The sequence below is a fragment of the Anabaena sp. CCY 9402-a genome (assembly GCF_963920945.1).
Lineage (GTDB): Bacteria > Cyanobacteriota > Cyanobacteriia > Cyanobacteriales > Nostocaceae > Trichormus > Trichormus minutissimus.
In genome coordinates, this window is sequence record NZ_CAWUDL010000099.1 from 1 (window position 1) to 18,834 (window position 18,834).

Here is an 18,834-nt window from a genome sequence, read left to right on the forward strand (position 1 = left end):
AAGTGAACAATTATCACTTTACCTTGCTTTTGTTCTTAACCGAGAAGTATTGGAGTACAAAGGATCTGCCATTGTTCCAAATGAACGTTTTTGCACCATTGCTAATTGTTGATCTGGTGTCACGTTCACAACCACATCTGGCAATATTCCTGTTTTACTAATATCTCGTCCTTTAGGGGTAAGCCATTTTGCTACAGTTACCGCTAAACCTGAACCATTCGCAAGTGGTCTTATTGATTGAATTGTATTTAGACCAAGGGTTTTAGAACCAACTACAATACCTCTGTTGTGATCTTTTAATGCTCCAACCAGAATTTCTGCACCACTAGCCGTCCCTTGATTAACGATAACTACCAATGGCTTATTTGTTAAAGCGCGTCCATTTGCTTGTTCACGCTCTATTTGATTACGCTGAATTATTGAAACTATCTTACCCTTGTTGATCCACATCCGCGCAATTTCTACAGTAGAGAATAGCAATCCACCAGAATTGCTTCGTAAATCTAATATATAGCCATTAACCCGTTGTTTTTCTAAATCTTTAATAGCTTGCTGCATTTCTTTTCCAGCGTTCGCACTGAACCGAGTCAGACGAATGTAGCCAATCTTTTTGTCAGAAATAGTATCGATTTGATAGCGGACTGGATTGACTTTCTCTGCTTCTCTAGTTATCTTAAACTCCAACTGTTTTTTACCCCGCAGCACAGTTAAAACTACAGGTTTACCAGATGCTCCTCGCAAAAGATTCCTCGCCGCCGGAGGATTCATTCCGTGTATATTTTGACCATCAATTTTGATGAGTATATCACCAGCTAAAATTCCCGCATTGTAAGCAGGAGTTTCTTCTAAGACACTGATAATCTTCAGCGATTTTGTTTTTTCGTCCTGATTCACGTCTAAGCCTACTCCAACTCCTGCTGGATCACGCTGAAGATTCTTAAATTCTTCAGGGGATATAAATTGTGTTAAGGGGTCGTTTAATTTCTGGAGCATCTGGCGAATTGCTGTCTGTGCCTCTGGCAAAGATTTGTAAGCGCGATTTACATATTGTTGACGTACAGCTTGCCAATCATGCCCATTAAAATTACCATCCAGATATTGCCGATACACAATTTGCCAAACCTCATCCACAAGTTCTTTTTGTGATTCCTGAAATGGCTCTTGAGAATTTTGCACCTGTTGACTAAGACTTTTGGGCAAGGTGATCAACTCGGTGGTAATTACGACTGTTGTAGTCATTAATGCTGTAATTATTGCTATTAATTTCTGTTTCATAGTTCAAATATTATCTGTTATCAAATAGAAAATATTGTATTTGTTTGTTCCTAAAATTAAAGTTTAAATGTGAAGAAAATTTTCCTCACATTTTCTTGGAGAATGCAAACCGCAAATTTTCCTTTATTCTTGGTGAATAAGCGCAGCATCATCGCGGTATTACTGAAGGTATAGGCAGTGGATATCGTGGATTCGTTCTTAATAACCTTGGATCTATTTGTTGTAGTGCCGACTGTCCTTCAAAAGTGCCTCCCAAGGTAACTGTGTAATTTACAGAGGTAGGTGTGCTACCAGGAAAATGGTCGGCACTTACCCTCATCAACAAAGGACGGCGTTCAGGGATTCTGATACTCTCTGTTTTGGGTGTTCCTCTGGTTGTACAAGCTAATTTAAAAAGCCTTCCATACACCTGTCTGTTGTTTCTAAAATCTCTCCTTTCTCTGTCTACGATTGTTACATATACAGGCCGACAACCCATGCCTATGGTATCTAGAGTTACCTGGAGTTGCCCTGGAGCAGATGTAAATGAATAGTAGAATTCTTGGGCTTTACTAGTTGACCAACTACCAGAAGCTGTGGGGTTTGTTAATGCAGTGGCAGTTTCTGGCGATGCTTGAGCTAAACTACTGCTAGACGACAAAACTGAAGAACTCAGAATAGCTGCTGTGATAGCTACTTTTAAATGAGAATTTATCAACACCTTTACTACCTCTGCTAAATTTCAAAAATGCGATCGCCCCAAATCTAACATCAAGGCGATCGCTACTTTCCAGAAAGGTTAAAAATCATTGCCTGGGCAACACTATCTGGCGAGTCTGTCCATTAAATCGTTGCACAAAACGACTTCTAGCTCGGTCATTGACGGAGTTATAAATATTTCTACCGTCAGCAAAGGATACGGAAATCCTTTGCAAGTCCCACTCATCATAGTTATCAAAAGGTGTACTAGGGCGAGGACGACCATCGTGGCGAATGGTAATACTCCTGATTTGATCTAAAGTAATTGGTTCGCTAGAAGTAAAAGTAACTCCTTTCTTAACAACACTGTTTTGACCAAAGCCACCACCAAGACTTACTTCAGGAGTGCTGCTTCCATTTACCAAGTTGAGGCTAATAAAAACATTATTATCGGTACGCAGATCGTCAGATCCTGTAGTCATCTGAACCACAACATTTGTCTTTGCCTTAGCAGTTGCTGAACCGTCACATCGGTTAGCAGGGTAGACGTATCCTTCGACACGTGCAAAAGTATAGCCGGCCGCCAGAGCATCTTGTTCACCTTTTGTAGTTGCAGTAGTGAAGTTGTCTCCACGTTGAGGACTCCAATATAGTTTTAAAGGTACTGTACCTGCTACTTGCTTTGTGAAAGCATATCCTTCGACGCGTGCGAAAGTATAGCCGGCCGCTAGAGCATCTTGTTCACCTTTTGTAGTTGCAGTAGTGAAGTTGTCCCCACGTTGAGGACTCCAATATAGTTTTAAAGGTACTGTACCTGCTTCAGGTTTAGGTAAAGCACAGGCTTCGATCCTTGCAAAAGTATAGCCAGCAGCTAGAGCATCTTGTTCACCTTTTGTGGTTGCAGTGGTGAAGTTGTCCCCACGTTGAGGACTCCAATATAGTTTCAGAGGAACTAAACTTGTCTGGGCAAAAACAGAACTCAAATTACTAACAACAGCACTTACTACCATTGTGGTTAAAGCAAATCCAATGGTTGCTTTTTTCAACATATTCATAAGAAAAATCTCCGTATTTAGAATAATAAGGCTTGCAATCTTAGGAACTTTTGAAATCATGAGAAGTAGTTTTTTTCTCCTCACTTTCATTAACAAATGAGAAAAACAAAATATTCCAAAATTTGCTAAAAAACTTTTATAGGATATAAAAAATAGCCATCAAAGCTTTGTGAACAATGCTTTTTAGTCCAAATTCAGTCCCTGAGTAGGTGCATAAAACCCAGTACCCATACCTATATATTCAGTGCGTAGCCAAACTACCTATGTTTCTAACCGTAAAAATACTAGGTAAATCTGGAACAGACAAATCAGAAATCAGTCGTCTGATGTAATTTGCGATCGCCTACGGTGGGCGGAACGCCATCTCTACGAGAGGCTGCGCCAACGCCTCCGGCGGGGCGTAGCCCATCGCGCAAGTGCTGACTTGTCAGTTCGCGCAGCAACTCCAGAGGAATATTACTACCCTCTTTTTATCTGCTTATATACGTTGAGATAATATACTTATGCAGTCAAAGCCAGTGGCAGAGCCAGTTATGTATCTATCAATCGATCCACAACATCAAGAATTAATCACCAAGATTGCCCGAAAATATACTCAAGGCAGTTTTGTATCTTGGGAAGATGCCACCCAAACCGCCATGATGAAAGTCTACGAAGCTGTCAACGCGGGTAAATTTAATCACGGAGGGATGGCTGAATTTCAGCGTTGGGCTACAGTTGTAGCACGGTATGAGATTTTGAACTGTGTCAAAAAAGAATGTTTGCGAAACCACCAAAGTCTGGATGCAACTATTCCTGGGACAGATATATCTTTGGGAGAGACAATTGCTGATGAGTTCAATTTGTGGGATGCTGTAGCACGTGCAGATTTAATTAGCAAAGCAAAACAAGCTATTCTTAATCTAGATTCGCGTTATAGCGATCGCGGTTATCTCCAATTATGGCAACTAATGGTTGCAGGTAAAAACCAAACCCAACAAGCGTCTGCATTGGGGATTAGTCAAGGGGAAGTTTCTAAGCGTTGGAAGGAATTAGTCGGGCGTGTCGCTATGGAATTAGGACTACTAGAAGCCGAAGCTGTTAAGCATACACAACAAAATACTCAACTCAAACATACTCGTAGACGTTCAAAAACTACATGGTAAGGCTTTTGTTAACTATTTAATAAATTTATTATTTGTTGGCATAGAGTAATTCGCTCACTTGTTAACACAATTAACTATCTTTCTATAATTGGGCAATGCCAAGCTATGTCTAGAGAATGTGAAAAATCCAAATCTGCTAATATGCGAAAACCTTTAACATTACCGCAACCTGGGGAAATTTGGGAATTAAGTCCTCAGATACGATATTATGGCGATTTTCAGCCAAATAATCAACATAAGCTCTACTCAAACGAGGCTCAAAGCTTTTTACAAACAAAAACTCCATCCCGCTATGTGATGATTGTGACTGAACCAGACGCAGAGATTGTTTCTGTAATGGTATTATCTGGGGAAACCAATTTTATTTCCGATGTTGATTTACTTATTCCCGCAGATATTTCTGGTTTAACACAAGATTTATTGGCTGAAACCTGGCACGTACAACCGATGCTTATTAATAATTTATTGCAGTCAGTAGGTAAGAGGTTATCTCGTGATATCTATGACATCTTACTCACCATAGGAGACTATTTTCATGGGTTAGTCAATCAACCACCAGAAACTAATACTATTGAAAAATTAGGATTAAATTTAGGGATAAATCAAGCTTTAAAAGCACCTAAAATATCCCTGTTTCACGAACGAGAAGAAGCTTGGAGTGATGTTTTAACAATACCAGTAGCAGCTTATCATACATACATTAAAAGTGTAAATTTTGCCAGTCAAATTTTGAATGAGCAATTACAACTAGAACAAGAATTAGCAGAATTTGAGTTTAGCCACAATATATTTACTGATTTACTATCTACCTCCTGGAATCATACTTATACTATTCTCAGTCGTTGGACACAAAGCATTTTTGATGCAGAATGGCAAGCTGTGTCTACATTACCAAATTTAGTGAACACCTACGGTGGGGCGCAGCCCATCGCCACACGTAGTTTTACATCTCCCAATGTTCCATCCAAGCCTGATGAAATTGCCGCAACTATTCAGGAATTATCATCTACAACTGATGAATTACAACGTCAATGTGCTGCGAAAAGATTGGGGGAAACTGCTGTTGGTAATTCTGAAGCAATTCAAGCTTTGGTAAATCTGTTGCGAAGCACTTCAGATGATGAACTGCTGTGGATAGCGGTAGAAAGTTTGCGAAAAATCGATCCAGAAAACCCTGCTGCTGGTGTCAAGAGACTGAAATTGATTGATTTAGGTATGGAAATTGCAGGAGAAGCTGTAGCTTTGGCTGTGGGTTTTTTACAGAAAATTGATGGTGATGTTAGCGTGCTGTTGCAAGTTTACCCCACTGGGAATAATGATTATTTACCACCAGATTTAAAACTAAGATTGCAAGATGATTCTGGGAACATATGGCGGGAAGTCATAGCAAGACGAGCAGATATTTGTATTCAGCTAAAATTTAGTGGTGAAATAGGAGAAAAATTTAGTGTACAAATTGGCTTAGGAAATACTAATTTTAGTGAAAATTTTGTGATTTAAAAATTGACAATGCCTAATTTCTGGAATGCGTACATGACTGCACCAAGGCGAGTCTGAACGCCAAATTTATGATAAACATTCTCCAAATGTTTCTTAACTGTACGATGACTGATTGCCAACTGTGTTGCAATTTCATTTGTCGTGCAATCCCTCGCTATCCAAAATAGCACTTCTGCTTCCCGCTTCGTTAACCCCAGCATTTCTAAAGATGGGAGTGAAAAACTATGAGGCTGAATCTCTACCAACATTAGGTAAACTCGTTCGAGTGCTGCATGATAATTCAGTGTCACTGTCAATCGACTACCATTATGTTCCAAATAGAGAGGGTGCAAAGGAGCAAAAATTTCGTTTGATTGTATTAGTATAGATAGTTGATGATTTACCCATCGTTGCAGGATATCAGGTAGTGCAGTTGACAGCTTCGATAGTGGGCAATATTTATCTAGTAATTTTGCAGCCTTTTGGGTGATCAATTCTATTTTACCGCCAATAGATAAAGTAATTAACCCTACTTGATCGAGAGCCTGATTGGTATCGATAAGTTGCTCCTGTACTTGAGCCAATGTAGCAATGTTCTGGTATGCTTGCTCTAAGTGTGGACGAATTAAATTTAGAATCAAGCGATCGCGCTCATTGAAGTTTCGGCGATCGCGGTTGATTGATAAAAATGAGTGATTTTGTCCTTGATGAAACTGATCAGCATTCGCTATAGAGGGAATCTCAAGGTGAATCCCCATTTGATCTTCCAAGCCAAGGGACTGAAAAAAAGCATAAAAAGCTTCTCTGCGTTGAAATTCTGACTCACTTAAAAAATCAGAAATTGCCAGTGCTTGTCTATCCAGTGTTTGGAAATAATATTGTGAAACTGGATGAGTCAAAAAATTTTGACGTTGAGATGTGAATGATTCCGCCGCCATACCAACTTCAGGATGGGGGAAGGTGTACATCCGGGGTAAGAATGGTGTACCCCGGATGGTGAAACTAGTTATTGCGAATGTTTCTGCACCTACTAACTTTGGTAAAGCTGTGAGTATTTGTATAGGTAATTTATCAATACTGCAAGAAGCATAAACCGAGCGCAAAAACAAGAGAATTTGCTGCCAATCATTGTCTGACAAAATTTCCACAGTTTTTATAAGTAAAACTTAACTGTTTTACAATTCACTACGGCGATCGCCGTATTGTTTTCGTAAAAATATTTTGTCATTCTACTATTTAGTATTCTTTTTAAACATGATCCTACTCACAAATGTTTCCCAACTTTTCTGGTAAAAATCTTCAAGGTTATAACTTTAGGGGTAAGAATCTTACAGGCGCAGACTTTAGGAACTCTGATATTCGCGGGGCAAATTTTACTAATGCTCTTCTGAAAAATGCGAATTTTCAAAATGCCAAGGCTGGATTACCTATAAAGCGGCTTTTAGGGTTAGTGATAGTAACATTTATAATAACTATAATCTTAGGATTAATTTCAGGCTTTGCACCAGTGTTTACTGGATATTTGCTTTTTCCTTATTCAATTAGTCCAGGTGATTATTTTGCTACTATTCTAGTTTTGAGTATTTTTCTGGTTTTTGCCATTACTACTATTTATAAAGGTTTATCAACTGCGTTCTTTGCCGTTTCTTGCGTTGCTATAATCTGTGGTTTTGTGCTGGGAATCATGACTGGTGAAATGGTGGGTATTCCATCTGGAATAGTCAGTGTTACTGTCACTACGTTAATTATTTATGTCATGTTAGTAATTATGGTATTTCTAGTGACAGTGGCTGAACAAATTGCAGGGATGAGTATAGCTATTGTGGCTCTATTTCTCATATTTATAAATAGTATTGTTGGCAGTATAACTGGTACAATAATTGGTGTTGAAGTTGCTAAAGTATTGTCAGGGACTAACAGGCTGCCACACTTAAAAGTGCAAGCAGTTGAAGAAGCAGCGATCGCAGCTACAGTTGGTAGTGTTGCTGTAATATTATTTGTGAGTTATATCAGTTGGCGAGTCCGTGCTGGTGATGAAAAGTTTGTCTGGATAAGAAAACTAGCTATTGCTGTCTCTAGCATCGGCGGAACAAGCTTTCAACAAGCAGACTTAACTGGTGCTGATTTTACTTCCGCCAAGCTAAAAAATGTTAACTTTAGCAACGCCAAACTCATTCGTACTAATTTTCATTTAGCGAATTATCTTTCTTTAGCAAGAGTAGATAACACTATTTTAGTCAATCCGATAGTTCAAGATTTAGTTGTTACTAAAAGAGGTACTAATAAATCTTATATCGGTTGTAATCTTAAAGGTATCAATCTAGATTATGCTGACCTGAGTTATGCTGATTTAAGCGAAGTAGATATGAGTAACTCTACTTTAGAGTTTGCAAATTTAGAAGGTGCAAATCTGACGAAAACTCAAGCATTAGCTACGAATTTTCACCAAGCAACTTTAACAGCAGCTTGTTTAGAAGCCTGGAATATTAACAGTGCAACTCAACTTGATGGAGTAATTTGTCAATACGTTTATCTTTTAAATAACCAACAAGAACGTCGTCCCAGTAGTGGAAAATTTGCTGCTGGAGAATTTACTAAGCTCTTTCGAGTAGTTATAAATACTGTTGATTTAATTTTTCGTAATGGTTTAGATTTAGAAGCTTTATCTGTGGCTTTATCAAAAGTAAAAATAGAAAATGAAGGTATTTCTTTAGCTATTAAAAGTATTGAAAATCAGGGTGACGGTGTGGTAATTGTGCGTGTAGATGTACCAGAATCGACAAATAAGGCGGAAATCCACGCCTCAGTTACTCACAATTATGAATTGGCTCTCCAGCAGATAGAAGCAAGATATCAAGCCGAATTAAAAAGTAAAGATGAACAAATTAGTCTTTATCGTCAACATCAAGTGGATTTAAAAGAATTAATCCAAATGATAGCTCCCACTGCCAAGAAATTCACCCAGGGAAAGCTAGTAATTTTAAAATTAGGTCAAGGGGATTTAAGTACAGGATTTCCAGTTACACTACAAATCAGTAGAGAAGGTGATCGCCCATATTTTGAATCTCATGGACAATTACCTTCAGCCTCCGAATTAGTTTTAGCATACCATAAATGGCAAGCTGCATATTACCACAGCTTACAAGGAAGTTTGCGAATCAAGTTTCCAGAAACACAAGTTACCAATATTAGTCGGCGAGAATTATTTAAAGAATGCGATAAATTGGCAAATGCTTTCACAAAACAAGTAAATTTATGGTTAAACTCGGAATTATTTCGCCCTATTAAAGAGCAACTCCTAGAAAAACTAGATCCTTCAGAATCTATTCGGATACTTCTGCAAACAGAAGATAGCCAATTACGGCGGATGCCCTTGCAGCTTTGGAATTTTTTTGAACGCTATCCTCATGCTGAAATGGCTCTTTCTTCAACTATTTATGAGAAAAAAGAAAAGTTCATATCCTTAAAATCCCATCTCAAAATATTAGCGATATTGGGAGATAGCACTGGTATTAATATTCAACAAGACAGAGTTTTACTTGAACAATTACCTCATACAGAAATCAAGTTTTTAGTAGAACCACAACGCCAGATGCTCAATGATGAACTTTGGATGCAACCTTGGGATATTTTATTTTTTGCTGGTCACAGCTTTACTCAATCTGAACGAGGAATTGGTCATTTTCACATCAATGACTCTGATAGTTTAACTATTGCCGAGTTAAAAAATGCTTTAACGAAAGCTATTGAACGAGGTTTACACTTAGCAATTTTTAACTCCTGCGATGGTTTGGGATTAGCAACTAATTTAGCGGATTTACATATTCCCCAAATGATTGTCATGCGTGAACCAGTACCTGACAAAGTAGCACAGGAGTTTTTGAAGAATTTTATCGCAGAATTTTCTAGTGGTAAACCTTTATATCAATCAGTACGTGAGGCACGTTTGAAACTACAAGGTTTAGAAAATGAGTTTCCTTGTGCAAGTTGGCTACCTGTAATCTACCAAAATCCAGCAGAAATCCCTTTTACATGGCAATAGTTAGTATTTTTAGGGGTCGCCAGCAGGTTGAAAAGTAGCGATCGCAGATTCGATAACAGGATTATGCGATCGCACTATGATTAAAAACTAAAGGTAGTACGAATAGTACCCACAAAAATATCGTTGTTTCTAGAAAAATGGTCGGGGTCGGTGACGATAAAAAAGCCGGGAGTGATGGAGATATTATCGTTAACTAAATAACGGTAAAAAACTTCGTAGTGAGTTGAGTTACCAGTATCTATATCTGCAACTGCAAGGCCGTTATTTAATTTTAGTGGTTGTCCGTAGACGAATCCTAATAAGTCTCCTTTTCTCCCAAAGGGATCATACACACCTAAAGAGGCGGTGTAGGTGCTGCTGAGAATGACTGCATCTGATGTGACAGAATCTGTGACGACGATACCACCCCAAGCACCAAACACTAACTGATCGGTAAGTTGCCATTTCAGGCTGGCGTTAAGACCGTGAATTTGTGATGGTTCATTAATACCGCCGGAGGTGTCGGCGTTGTTGCTACCTGTGCCTGTATCTAATTGAGCGTTACTAGAGTAAGCATTAACATAAGCTAAACCCGTAATTAAGGAGGGGGTCGGCTTGTATAATAACTGCACTCCCAAGGCACTGTGGTCTGCACCAAATAAACCCTGACTGCTGTCGTTGCTAGTTCTCGTCCCGTAGGCGAGTTGTAACCGCATTTGGTCAGACATTAACCAATCAAAACCTAAACCTGCATCTAAACTGCCAATTTTCAAGATGGAAGTTGAACCACCGAACAGAGAAATCGCGCCTTGTCCTGCATCGGCGTAGGGTGAGTTGACGCTGAGAACGCTACTTAAACTAAAGCCTACAGGTTTGAAAGTGAAGACGACGCGATCGCCTAATCCGGCAACGCGATATTCTAGAGAGTCTAGTCTGACTTGATTGTCATAATCTGCCTGCCAAGCTAATCTCGCCATGTTGGTGTTGAATGCTGTGGGATTGCCAAAGCTATCATTTGCAGCATTCCCACTGACTAAGGCTAATCGAAATCGGTCTTTACCTGTGAAGGAAGACGCTAATTGTATTTGGGTGAGATAAGTAAAAATTGGGTTAGCTTCTCCGTCGCCTGGACGATTACCACCAAAACCCCCAGCTAACCCAAATATGGTTTGTCCACCTAACACTACGGTGGTGGAAAATTGTTGAGATTCAATGTTGGCGGTGCGTGCTTCTAAAGCATCTATTCTGCCTTTTAAGATGGCTAATTCGGGAGTAAATTCTTCTCTTAATTTTTGCAGTGTTACTAAATCTACTTTTTCAACTGTGTCTGCTAACCCGGCCGTAATTAACTGATCAATTTTATCTAATACTGCATTTAATCCGGCGGCAAATTCGTAGCGAGTCATGGCGCGATCGCCTTTAAATGTGCCGTCGGGATAACCGGCTATGACACCATACCTTTCTACTAATGATTGTAAGGCGACAAAAGCCCAATCACTAGGTTGCACATCAGATAATTGTGATACAGATGTCACCCGTTCTTCATTTTGGGCTAGTTGATAAGAGGCAGGGAGGGGGGGGGCAGGGGGAACTAAAGGTACAAACCGAACTTCGTTCCTTTCATTACATTGGCTTGCTGTACAATTATCTGTTTGCGTAATTTCTGGGTTAATTACTGGTTGGTTATCTAAAGTTGGCTGATTTTCTGCCAAAACAGATATATCTACACCCAATACTAATGCTCCAGATAGGAGCAATAAAACACTTTTATTAAACATCAATCCTCACACCTGATAAACAAATTTAAAATTCGTCTGGAAAAGTTGAGCCACTGCGTTGCCGGTTTCCGTCCCGCCAAACTTTGTAAGAGGTTGTTTGAAAAGTCTCTATTGGTGTAGCAAAACATTTTAGATCCCCCTAAATCCCCCTTCAAAAGGGGGACTTTAAGAAGCTTTCCCCCCTTTTTAAGGGGGGTTAGGGGGGATCGACAAGTGCTTAAAATCACTGCCAACCACTTTTCAACCACGCTCTAAGAGAACCACCCATTCCAAATCTACAAAACCCTTATGTTGTATTCATTTTGACTTTTGACTTTTGACTTTTGACTTCCGCGTAGCGGTGCTAGCGTCCGCGTCTTATCCCAGTTGTTAAAGTTCCTCGATAGCCAACGTTATCTTGTGGTTTTTCACCATTAACTCCAATTACTTCTAGTTGGGTGATTTGACCATTAGCATTAATGACTGAACCTCTAGCATTATTTCCACTTAATCCAGCATTACTAGAGACTCCTGTATTTCCATCAATGGTGATAGTTTTTTGGTCAAAATCTACTGTAATATTTTTAGGAGCATTGGGATTATTATCAGGGTAAAAAATGGCGGTATTTTCGGATGTTTTATAGTATGTCCCGGTAACAACTTCCGGGTTAATAATTCTTACTGAAACGCCGGGACGAGGATTCAAATCTCCTTCTGTACCATTAAGGGCATCAGAGAGAAATGTTCTGGTAAATCCTCTAAACCTTTGAGCTTGATTTTTGAGTGCGGCTAAGGTTTCTATCCGTATAGCCTTGAGTGTTTCTTGGACTGGGGTCGATTCTTGAGCTAATAATTTCTCTTGTCCTGGCCCTAACCCAGAAGCGAGGGAAATGGTTTTATAAAAAGCTGGTAAGTCAAATTCTTGGGGATTCCCAACTATGCCATTTCTGATGGCTACTGTTTGACCGCCTTTTAAAGCAACGGTTTTTTTATCTTGGGAGTCGGAGATGTTAATATCTCCATCAGTGAGGGCAAAAACTTGAGTGGTGTTGCTTTCTTGGTGATGCGCTACCAGGACGGCGGTAGCTTTTGGGGCTGGTTTACATATAGGGCTATTTTGAGTATTTATCGGAGTTTGGTTATTTCTGGCGATCGCACAATCTGCTGCTAGAATTCTAATCTGACTGCCTGGTGTTTCTACGACTGTAACGACACTTCCCGGTGGAGTTAAAATTAAAGCTCTGCCATTCTCTACGTTAGGTATAATTTCACCCAAGGCAATCAGATTTGGCAAGTTAAAGCGACGATACCCTGGGTCAAAACGAAAGGTAGTTTTTTGATCGACCCGAATCAGGGATTTATCGTTGAAAAATAGTTGCGCTTCTGAACTAACTCCGGTTTTAACTGCGTCTCTGGGAACTATGACATCATTGCGTTGTGCAGGTCGTTGAGTTTGATTATGTAGTAGTAGTTGAACGCTGGGAATGAGTTTATAGACTTCCGCACGGGTGAGGGGTTTGTCTGTTTGGGCTAACGTTGGGGTTATCCAAGTTAAGGTTAAGAAGGTAGTAACAATTAATCTTTGATGTAATGACCAATTCCGCCACTTCATCTCTTTGTACCTTGAGTATTGATGTTAAATATACTGATATTGACTATATTTAAGACTACATAGATTTGTACAAAGTTTCTCTATTTTTTATATTACGTTTAATGAACAATATCTTGGGCAAGATAAGAGCAATTCTCAATCGTCCTCTGCATTTAAATTGTTAGCCTGTGCTGTTGGAGCAAAAGCCTGGTTATCTCGCATCACTCTTATCAAGAATCGTAACGCCTCATTAACCGCATCGGCACTAGGAAAAATCTCTGCGACATCAGGTTCTAACCGTACAGTTACTCCGCCAAAACTTTTCCTTCCAGAGCCTAATCTTCTGACTCGCAGGCTCTTCAAGTCATACTCTGTCCGTAGATCATCTGCCATGCTTTGATAGATTGCGCTCTGCCTTGCTTTCATTCCACTCAAACTGCATAAAGCTATTGTATCACTGCTAACTTACAGTGATTGCTCATTTCAGTGACACAGTTGAATGAGCTTTAAACGCCCGTAAAATCTGCTTTGCAAATTATTAAAAATGCTTCTGTAAACTCTAAATAAAAACCCCTGGGTTTAGCAGGGGTAAGGGTTTCGCTGAGATAAGTAATGGTTACTACAATTTTTCTTGAGGTGATTCCTGAAGATAAACAAAAAAATTTTTATTTCCCCTCCCTATTTACCGACTGAGGTTAGAGTTGAAAACTAATTATCCCCTTTGAGTAACCTATGTACAGCCTGTTTGATATCTGTCTCTTTAATTAAAGATTCTCCTACTAAAACTGCATTAGCACCAGCTTGAGCCACTAAAGATAAATCGGTGCGTGCATACAATCCAGATTCAACGACTACTGTCACACCCAAACTTTGCAGTTGCGATCGCCTGGCTGCTAAGAGGTTTTGAGTAGTGCTGAGATCAATGCTAAAGTCTGCAAGGCTTTGGTTGTTAATGTTGATGAGGCGAATGTCGTCCAGCATTAGTACCCGATCGAGTTCTTCTAAGGTATGTACTTCTACTAGAGCATTCATCCCCAAATAGTGAATGATGCGTAAAAAGTCTTGCAGTTCTCTATCGGTGAGGATAGAGGACATTAGGAGTACAGCATCTGCACCTGCGGCTCGTGCTAAATAAATTTGGCAGGGATCAATAATAAATTCTTTGCATAGTAAAGGTAATGTGATTCTTTTGCGAAGAATACGTAAAATATCAAAACTGCCTTGAAAAAAAGACCTGTCGGTGATGACGGAAATGCACGTTGCTCCACCTTGTTCATAGGCTTGAGCGATCGCGATCGGATCAAAGTCTTTACGGATCATTCCGTGACTGGGTGATGCTTTTTGAATTTCTGCAATCAGGCTGGGTTTATGGGGGTTTTGCTGCAAAGCTATTAAGAAGTCTCGTACTGTTGGCGCAGCTGTTAACTGACGTTGCAGCGAAGCTAACGACATCTGTTGATGTAGTTGGGTTACTTCTTGTTTTTTCTGCCACACAATCTCTCTGAGAATGGGTTGCAGACGGGTGATATTAAAGGAACTAACTGGGTACATCATAAAGTGGCTATAGGAAATGGGGTGACTAAGAAGGAGTGTATGAGTGCTGGATTCAGTACTCATCACTCATCAATATCTGCACTCGCTGCTAACAGATAAACTTAGTTTGTCAGTCCTATATTTTTATTTTGCATCCAGCTTGATTGCACATGAAAAACTTCTGACGTATCTGATTGATTGATATTGTTTGGTTTGGCTAGGCAGTTATTTTTGAGTAAGCGAATATAAGTGCGGTATGGAATGTATTCCATAGGATTATAGCCGGAGAAACGGAGCAGTAAAACGCAAGCCCAAGAATACTTTCCGGCGATAATTGCCTTGATAATTTGTTCTATTTGTTCGTTATTGATTTTTTTGACATTCTGTGAATTGTAATTGGTATTTTGTTGATACATAGCATTCCCTGATGATGAAATCTTCAGTCTTTTTTACAAGACTTTTAAAGAAAATTTGGTCAGCTAAACTGATGTTAACCAATCGTTAAGGATAGACAAAATCAAACAGGACATTTAATTGTTCTAAAATTGTTTGATTTATTTGTGTTTATACCGACATATGTTTTGCCGGTGGACATAGCACGGCAAATAGTTGCAAACAATGCGGCTACTTTGGTAATTGTTTCTCTTGTACTTGCAGTATGACGTTCGGACTATTGATTGGACTATTCTTGGTAGATGCGCGGTGTTGCCATCAGTTGTGGCAAAGTCATACTGAAGACGAAGTGTTCTGACTAGTTCATCGGGTAGATACAGCACTAAGTCCCATTACTTGGTGGGACGGTTAATTTGCTCTTATAAGAGAGTGAATTGCAAATCATGGGATGATTTTTTTGGTATGTTTGACGGAGTGTAGCCCATCGCTGTAGACAGACAATCGGTTCTATCACTTCATGATCCAATCTCAACAACAAGATATTGACACTACAGCACAGGTAAACTAGCAGATGCCTACAAATAGTTATTGAAAATAGGGGTGAATTTCACTAGTCAGCATCTTTATCTGCTGAATAAATATCTAGTTAATCCCACCCCTAAAGATGAACCGTTTTGCAGAAGCAGCTTCTTTGCTAAGATTACTCAATCTTGGACATTATATATATGATTATTTTTTTGTTAGACCTATCTCTTTTTTTGTTTTTTAAATTTGTGATTTTCTATTAATTACAATACTTAGCGCACAAAAAATTATAAGGTTGGCTAATTATACCATTCTTTGGCAAAAATAATCAAAAATATTTTTTACTGTTCTCATTTTGGTGAGCAGTCATGATTGATACAGGCTATATCTAACTTAGAATTATGTCCAATCAGGCTTTATTTATAATCATCACTGTTAATTATTATGGTTACAATAGCTGTAAATTTATTACAAGATAACTAGAGTAATCCTAGATAATTCGTGAGAGCTAAGAACTTTGCGCTCTCTCTAAAAAAGTGGAGTTCTTAGCTCTCAATTCTCCCCCATGAAATAGGATTGCTATGGGCAATCTAAGCAGATCATTGTCAAATTTGTTATTGGCTATATTTTTTAACAATAAAAATCATTTTCTGTAATTTGTATAATCTAATACAAAATATCTTAATATTTTCTATGTCTTATGGTAGAGATTCATTCAATACTGAGAGAGATGCTCAAAAAAAATGTACTCCTCATGACAGATGACTGGGGATATTATTATATAGTTTAATCCCTGTTAAATGAAGTAAAAATCAGGAATCAATCATGATATAAAATTTTGCTAAATTTACAGTTTTAGTAGTATAAAATAAACTCTTGTAAGCTGATTTCTAGTTAGAAACAGATATCTAAAAATATTTATTTTATTTCAATACAATCAAAGAAGTTAATTATTGAAATTGTGTGCTGAGAATATAATGATATCTATTCGCTAGATATAAAATTGGTAAAAAAGTTAATTATTTCCGGACACAACTCCTGGTAATGGAAAAATGACTCACGATTCATCAATAACAATCCTTGTAATTGAAGATGAAACTGATAGCCGCCATCTCTTTTTAACTATTCTTGAGGCTGAAGGTTTTGAAACAATAGGTGCTGAAAATGGTTTTGTGGGAATTCAGCAGGCACAGAAGTATTTACCTGACTTAATCATCTGTGATATTATGATGCCTGATATGGATGGCTACAATGTTTTGAATGCGCTACGGCAAGATCCTCTAACAGCAATTATTCCTTTTATTTTTCTGACTGGTAGCCACGAGAAGACGGCTCTCCGTAAAGGTATGGAATTGGGTGCGGATGACTATATTACTAAACCCTCTACGATAGAAGAACTACTCAAAGCGATCGCTATCCGATTGGAAAAGCAAGCTTTGTTAAGATATTGGTATGCGACTAAATCTCACCAACTTCCTGAGTCGCTAGCTCTAGAACCTGAGTTTGTTTTTCCATCAAGGCCGCAACTCAAGGAAGTTTTTGATTATATTGAAGCTCATTATCATGAAGGAATCACTCTATCAGATGTGGCTGAGGCGGTTGGTTATTCAGCTGCTTACTTGACTAATAGAGTTGCTAAAGAAACCGGAGATACTGTTAACGGTTGGATTCTCCAGCGTCGGATGGCCGCAGCGCGTCCTTTACTCAAAAATACCAACAAGACAATTGAGCAGATTTCTAACGCTTTGGGTTATCAAAATGCGTGCCATTTCTCCCGTCAATTTCGCCAGCATCACGGTTTACCTCCCAAGGCTTGGAGAAAACAACAACAATCTTCTCAGTTTTATAAAAAACCTCCGTTACTACTGGGGAATACTTCCACCCCATGGCAAAAATGCTTACTTGTGTAGGGAAAAATCAAGTCATTCTCTTACTTTTGAATTTTGAATTTATTTCCAGCAGGGGTGTAGGGGTAATTTTTCCCTACGTCCCAGTCACTAACTATTTTTAGCCTTGGTGAAATTTTGGAGTAATAACTGTACCCCTAAAGCAAACAAACCGATTGCGACTATCGCAAATATCCCAGATCCCAAGGCTACTATACCAACAACCAGGGTACGAACGGCAGAGGTAATCTTAATAACTAATTCGTTATTAGAATGGATGGGTTTTTTAGCGAAGGTTGTAGCGATCGCAATCATGAGAGAATATACAGCATATCCCATTCCTCCAGAAATGATTGCCCCGATTAAACAGCGTAACGGGGTTGCTGCAACTGATGCGGTTGTTTCTGTTGTTGGTGTGATGTTTTGGTCATTCATAAGTTAGTCATTAATCATTAGTTCCTGTCACCTGTCACCTGTCACCTGTCACCTGAATTCCCTGTCCAGTTGTACGAGTCACGAATAATTCTAAATCTTCGTCAGGGATTGCTTCTCTAACTCGTAACTTAACTTGTTCTGCTTGTGGTTGAGATGCACATATAGCAAATACTGAAGGGCCAGAACCAGACATCATAGTTCCTAGAACCCCTTCCTGAACTGCAAATAGTTCTCGTAATTGCAAAACTTGGGGATAGGCTGGTAAGACTACACGCTCTAAATCATTGTGCAGTTTTTGAGATATTTCTGCTGCATCTTTATCTAAAATCGCTTTGACCATTCCACTTGAATGCACGGCGGCGGCTCGTGCGGCTAAGTCATTGCTATCTTTAAGATACCCACTACCAAACTGTTGGCGATAGGTTTTATATGCCCAAGGGGTAGAAACTTCTAGGCTACGATATTTAGCTAATACTATATATATATGCTCTAAACTTGGCAGGGGCGAAAGTTGTTCTCCTCTACCTGTAGCAATGACTGTACCACCTTCCACACAAAATGGTACATCTGAACCCAGAGTCCCACCCAATTCTTCTAGTTCTGATTTAGTTAGTCCCAAATTCCAGAGTAAATCTATCGCTACCAATACGGCTGCTGCATTAGTTGAACCTCCAGCCAACCCAGCTGCTACAGGAATATGTTTGTGAACTGTAATATCTACACCCCCATATTTAGCCAAGGCTGTGGGAAATTTTTTCGCCATGAGTTCGGCGGCGCGATATACGAGATTAGTTTTATCTGTTGGTACTTGGGGATGGTTGCAATGAACGCGGATAGTTTCATCGCTAATGGAGTGTAATTCAATTTGGTCAGCGAGGTCGATACTTTGCAATATCATCACTAACTCATGATAACCATCGGAGCGATCGCCGATGATTTCTAGATACAAATTGATTTTGGCAGGAGCAATTAAACTGTAACTACGCATCGTTTAGTGCTGAGTGAGAGAGTGCTGAGTGCTGAGTGCTGAGTGCTGAGTGCTGAGTGCTGAGTGCTGAGTG

Annotated in this window: 16 protein-coding genes; 4 read left to right on the forward strand and 12 right to left on the reverse strand. The window is 39.2% G+C overall.

Annotated features, from left to right (window positions below; genetic code table 11):
• Positions 1-18: 18 nt before the first annotated feature.
• From ACM0OR_RS25095 to ACM0OR_RS25110, 4 genes are all read right to left on the reverse strand, one after another.
• Positions 19-1,275 carry a S41 family peptidase gene (locus tag ACM0OR_RS25095; RefSeq protein ID WP_414579200.1) on the reverse strand — a complete coding sequence of 419 codons (1,257 nt, stop codon included), beginning with the start codon at positions 1,273-1,275 and terminating at the stop codon, positions 19-21.
• A 148-nt stretch (positions 1,276-1,423) separates the two neighbouring features.
• Positions 1,424-1,975, reverse strand: a complete 552-nt coding sequence (locus ACM0OR_RS25100; RefSeq protein ID WP_414579201.1) for a hypothetical protein — start codon at positions 1,973-1,975, stop codon at positions 1,424-1,426.
• An 85-nt stretch (positions 1,976-2,060) separates the two neighbouring features.
• Positions 2,061-3,008, reverse strand: coding sequence for a hypothetical protein (locus ACM0OR_RS25105; RefSeq protein WP_414579202.1), 948 nt, complete (start codon positions 3,006-3,008; stop codon positions 2,061-2,063).
• Positions 3,009-3,316: 308 nt separating this feature from the next.
• Positions 3,317-3,451, reverse strand: a complete 135-nt coding sequence (locus tag ACM0OR_RS25110; RefSeq protein WP_414579203.1) for a hypothetical protein — start codon at positions 3,449-3,451, stop codon at positions 3,317-3,319.
• A 60-nt stretch (positions 3,452-3,511) separates the two neighbouring features.
• Between ACM0OR_RS25110 and ACM0OR_RS25115 the strand changes: the two genes are divergently transcribed.
• Positions 3,512-4,153, forward strand: coding sequence for a sigma-70 family RNA polymerase sigma factor (locus tag ACM0OR_RS25115; protein WP_414579204.1), 642 nt, complete (start codon positions 3,512-3,514; stop codon positions 4,151-4,153).
• A gap of 105 nt (positions 4,154-4,258) precedes the next feature.
• Positions 4,259-5,653, forward strand: a complete 1,395-nt coding sequence (locus ACM0OR_RS25120; protein WP_414579205.1) for a DUF1822 family protein — start codon at positions 4,259-4,261, stop codon at positions 5,651-5,653.
• Here ACM0OR_RS25120 and ACM0OR_RS25125 read toward each other — a convergent pair.
• Entirely contained in the window at positions 5,650-6,780 is a 1,131-nt protein-coding gene (locus tag ACM0OR_RS25125) for a response regulator transcription factor (RefSeq protein WP_414579206.1), read from the reverse strand. The two genes, ACM0OR_RS25120 and ACM0OR_RS25125, sit on opposite strands and share 4 nt — an antisense overlap.
• A 122-nt stretch (positions 6,781-6,902) precedes the next feature.
• On the opposite strand from ACM0OR_RS25125, the gene ACM0OR_RS25130 reads away from it, so the two are divergent.
• Positions 6,903-9,674 carry a pentapeptide repeat-containing protein gene (locus ACM0OR_RS25130; RefSeq protein WP_414579207.1) on the forward strand — a complete coding sequence of 924 codons (2,772 nt, stop codon included), beginning with the start codon at positions 6,903-6,905 and terminating at the stop codon, positions 9,672-9,674.
• An 80-nt stretch (positions 9,675-9,754) separates the two neighbouring features.
• Here ACM0OR_RS25130 and ACM0OR_RS25135 read toward each other — a convergent pair whose 3' ends face one another.
• From ACM0OR_RS25135 to ACM0OR_RS25155, 5 genes are all read right to left on the reverse strand, one after another.
• The gene (locus tag ACM0OR_RS25135) at positions 9,755-11,431 is read right to left on the reverse strand and encodes an iron uptake porin (protein ID WP_414579208.1); all 1,677 of its coding nucleotides are present in this window, start codon (positions 11,429-11,431) and stop codon (positions 9,755-9,757) included.
• Between the two features lie 343 nt (positions 11,432-11,774).
• On the reverse strand, positions 11,775-13,022 hold the full coding sequence (locus ACM0OR_RS25140; protein WP_414579209.1) for a hypothetical protein: 1,248 nt from the start codon (positions 13,020-13,022) through the stop codon (positions 11,775-11,777).
• A gap of 135 nt (positions 13,023-13,157) precedes the next feature.
• Positions 13,158-13,427: a hypothetical protein gene (locus ACM0OR_RS25145; RefSeq protein WP_414579210.1), complete on the reverse strand. Its 270-nt coding sequence runs from the start codon at positions 13,425-13,427 to the stop codon at positions 13,158-13,160.
• 282 nt (positions 13,428-13,709) lie between these two features.
• Complete coding sequence (gene trpC / locus ACM0OR_RS25150; protein ID WP_323269231.1) at positions 13,710-14,555, reverse strand: indole-3-glycerol phosphate synthase TrpC; 846 nt, start codon at positions 14,553-14,555, stop codon at positions 13,710-13,712.
• A gap of 101 nt (positions 14,556-14,656) precedes the next feature.
• Positions 14,657-14,950, reverse strand: a complete 294-nt coding sequence (locus ACM0OR_RS25155; RefSeq protein ID WP_190699620.1) for a HetP family heterocyst commitment protein — start codon at positions 14,948-14,950, stop codon at positions 14,657-14,659.
• A gap of 1,554 nt (positions 14,951-16,504) precedes the next feature.
• Between ACM0OR_RS25155 and ACM0OR_RS25160 the strand changes: the two genes are divergently transcribed.
• The gene (locus ACM0OR_RS25160) at positions 16,505-17,362 is read left to right on the forward strand and encodes a response regulator (RefSeq protein ID WP_414579211.1); all 858 of its coding nucleotides are present in this window, start codon (positions 16,505-16,507) and stop codon (positions 17,360-17,362) included.
• Positions 17,363-17,449: 87 nt separating this feature from the next.
• Here ACM0OR_RS25160 and ACM0OR_RS25165 read toward each other — a convergent pair whose 3' ends face one another.
• Together ACM0OR_RS25165 and ispE are read right to left on the reverse strand one after the other, a co-directional pair.
• Positions 17,450-17,773: a DUF3082 domain-containing protein gene (locus ACM0OR_RS25165; protein WP_414579212.1), complete on the reverse strand. Its 324-nt coding sequence runs from the start codon at positions 17,771-17,773 to the stop codon at positions 17,450-17,452.
• 34 nt (positions 17,774-17,807) lie between these two features.
• Positions 17,808-18,761, reverse strand: a complete 954-nt coding sequence (gene ispE / locus ACM0OR_RS25170) for a 4-(cytidine 5'-diphospho)-2-C-methyl-D-erythritol kinase (protein WP_414579213.1) — start codon at positions 18,759-18,761, stop codon at positions 17,808-17,810.
• Positions 18,762-18,834: the final 73 nt, after the last annotated feature.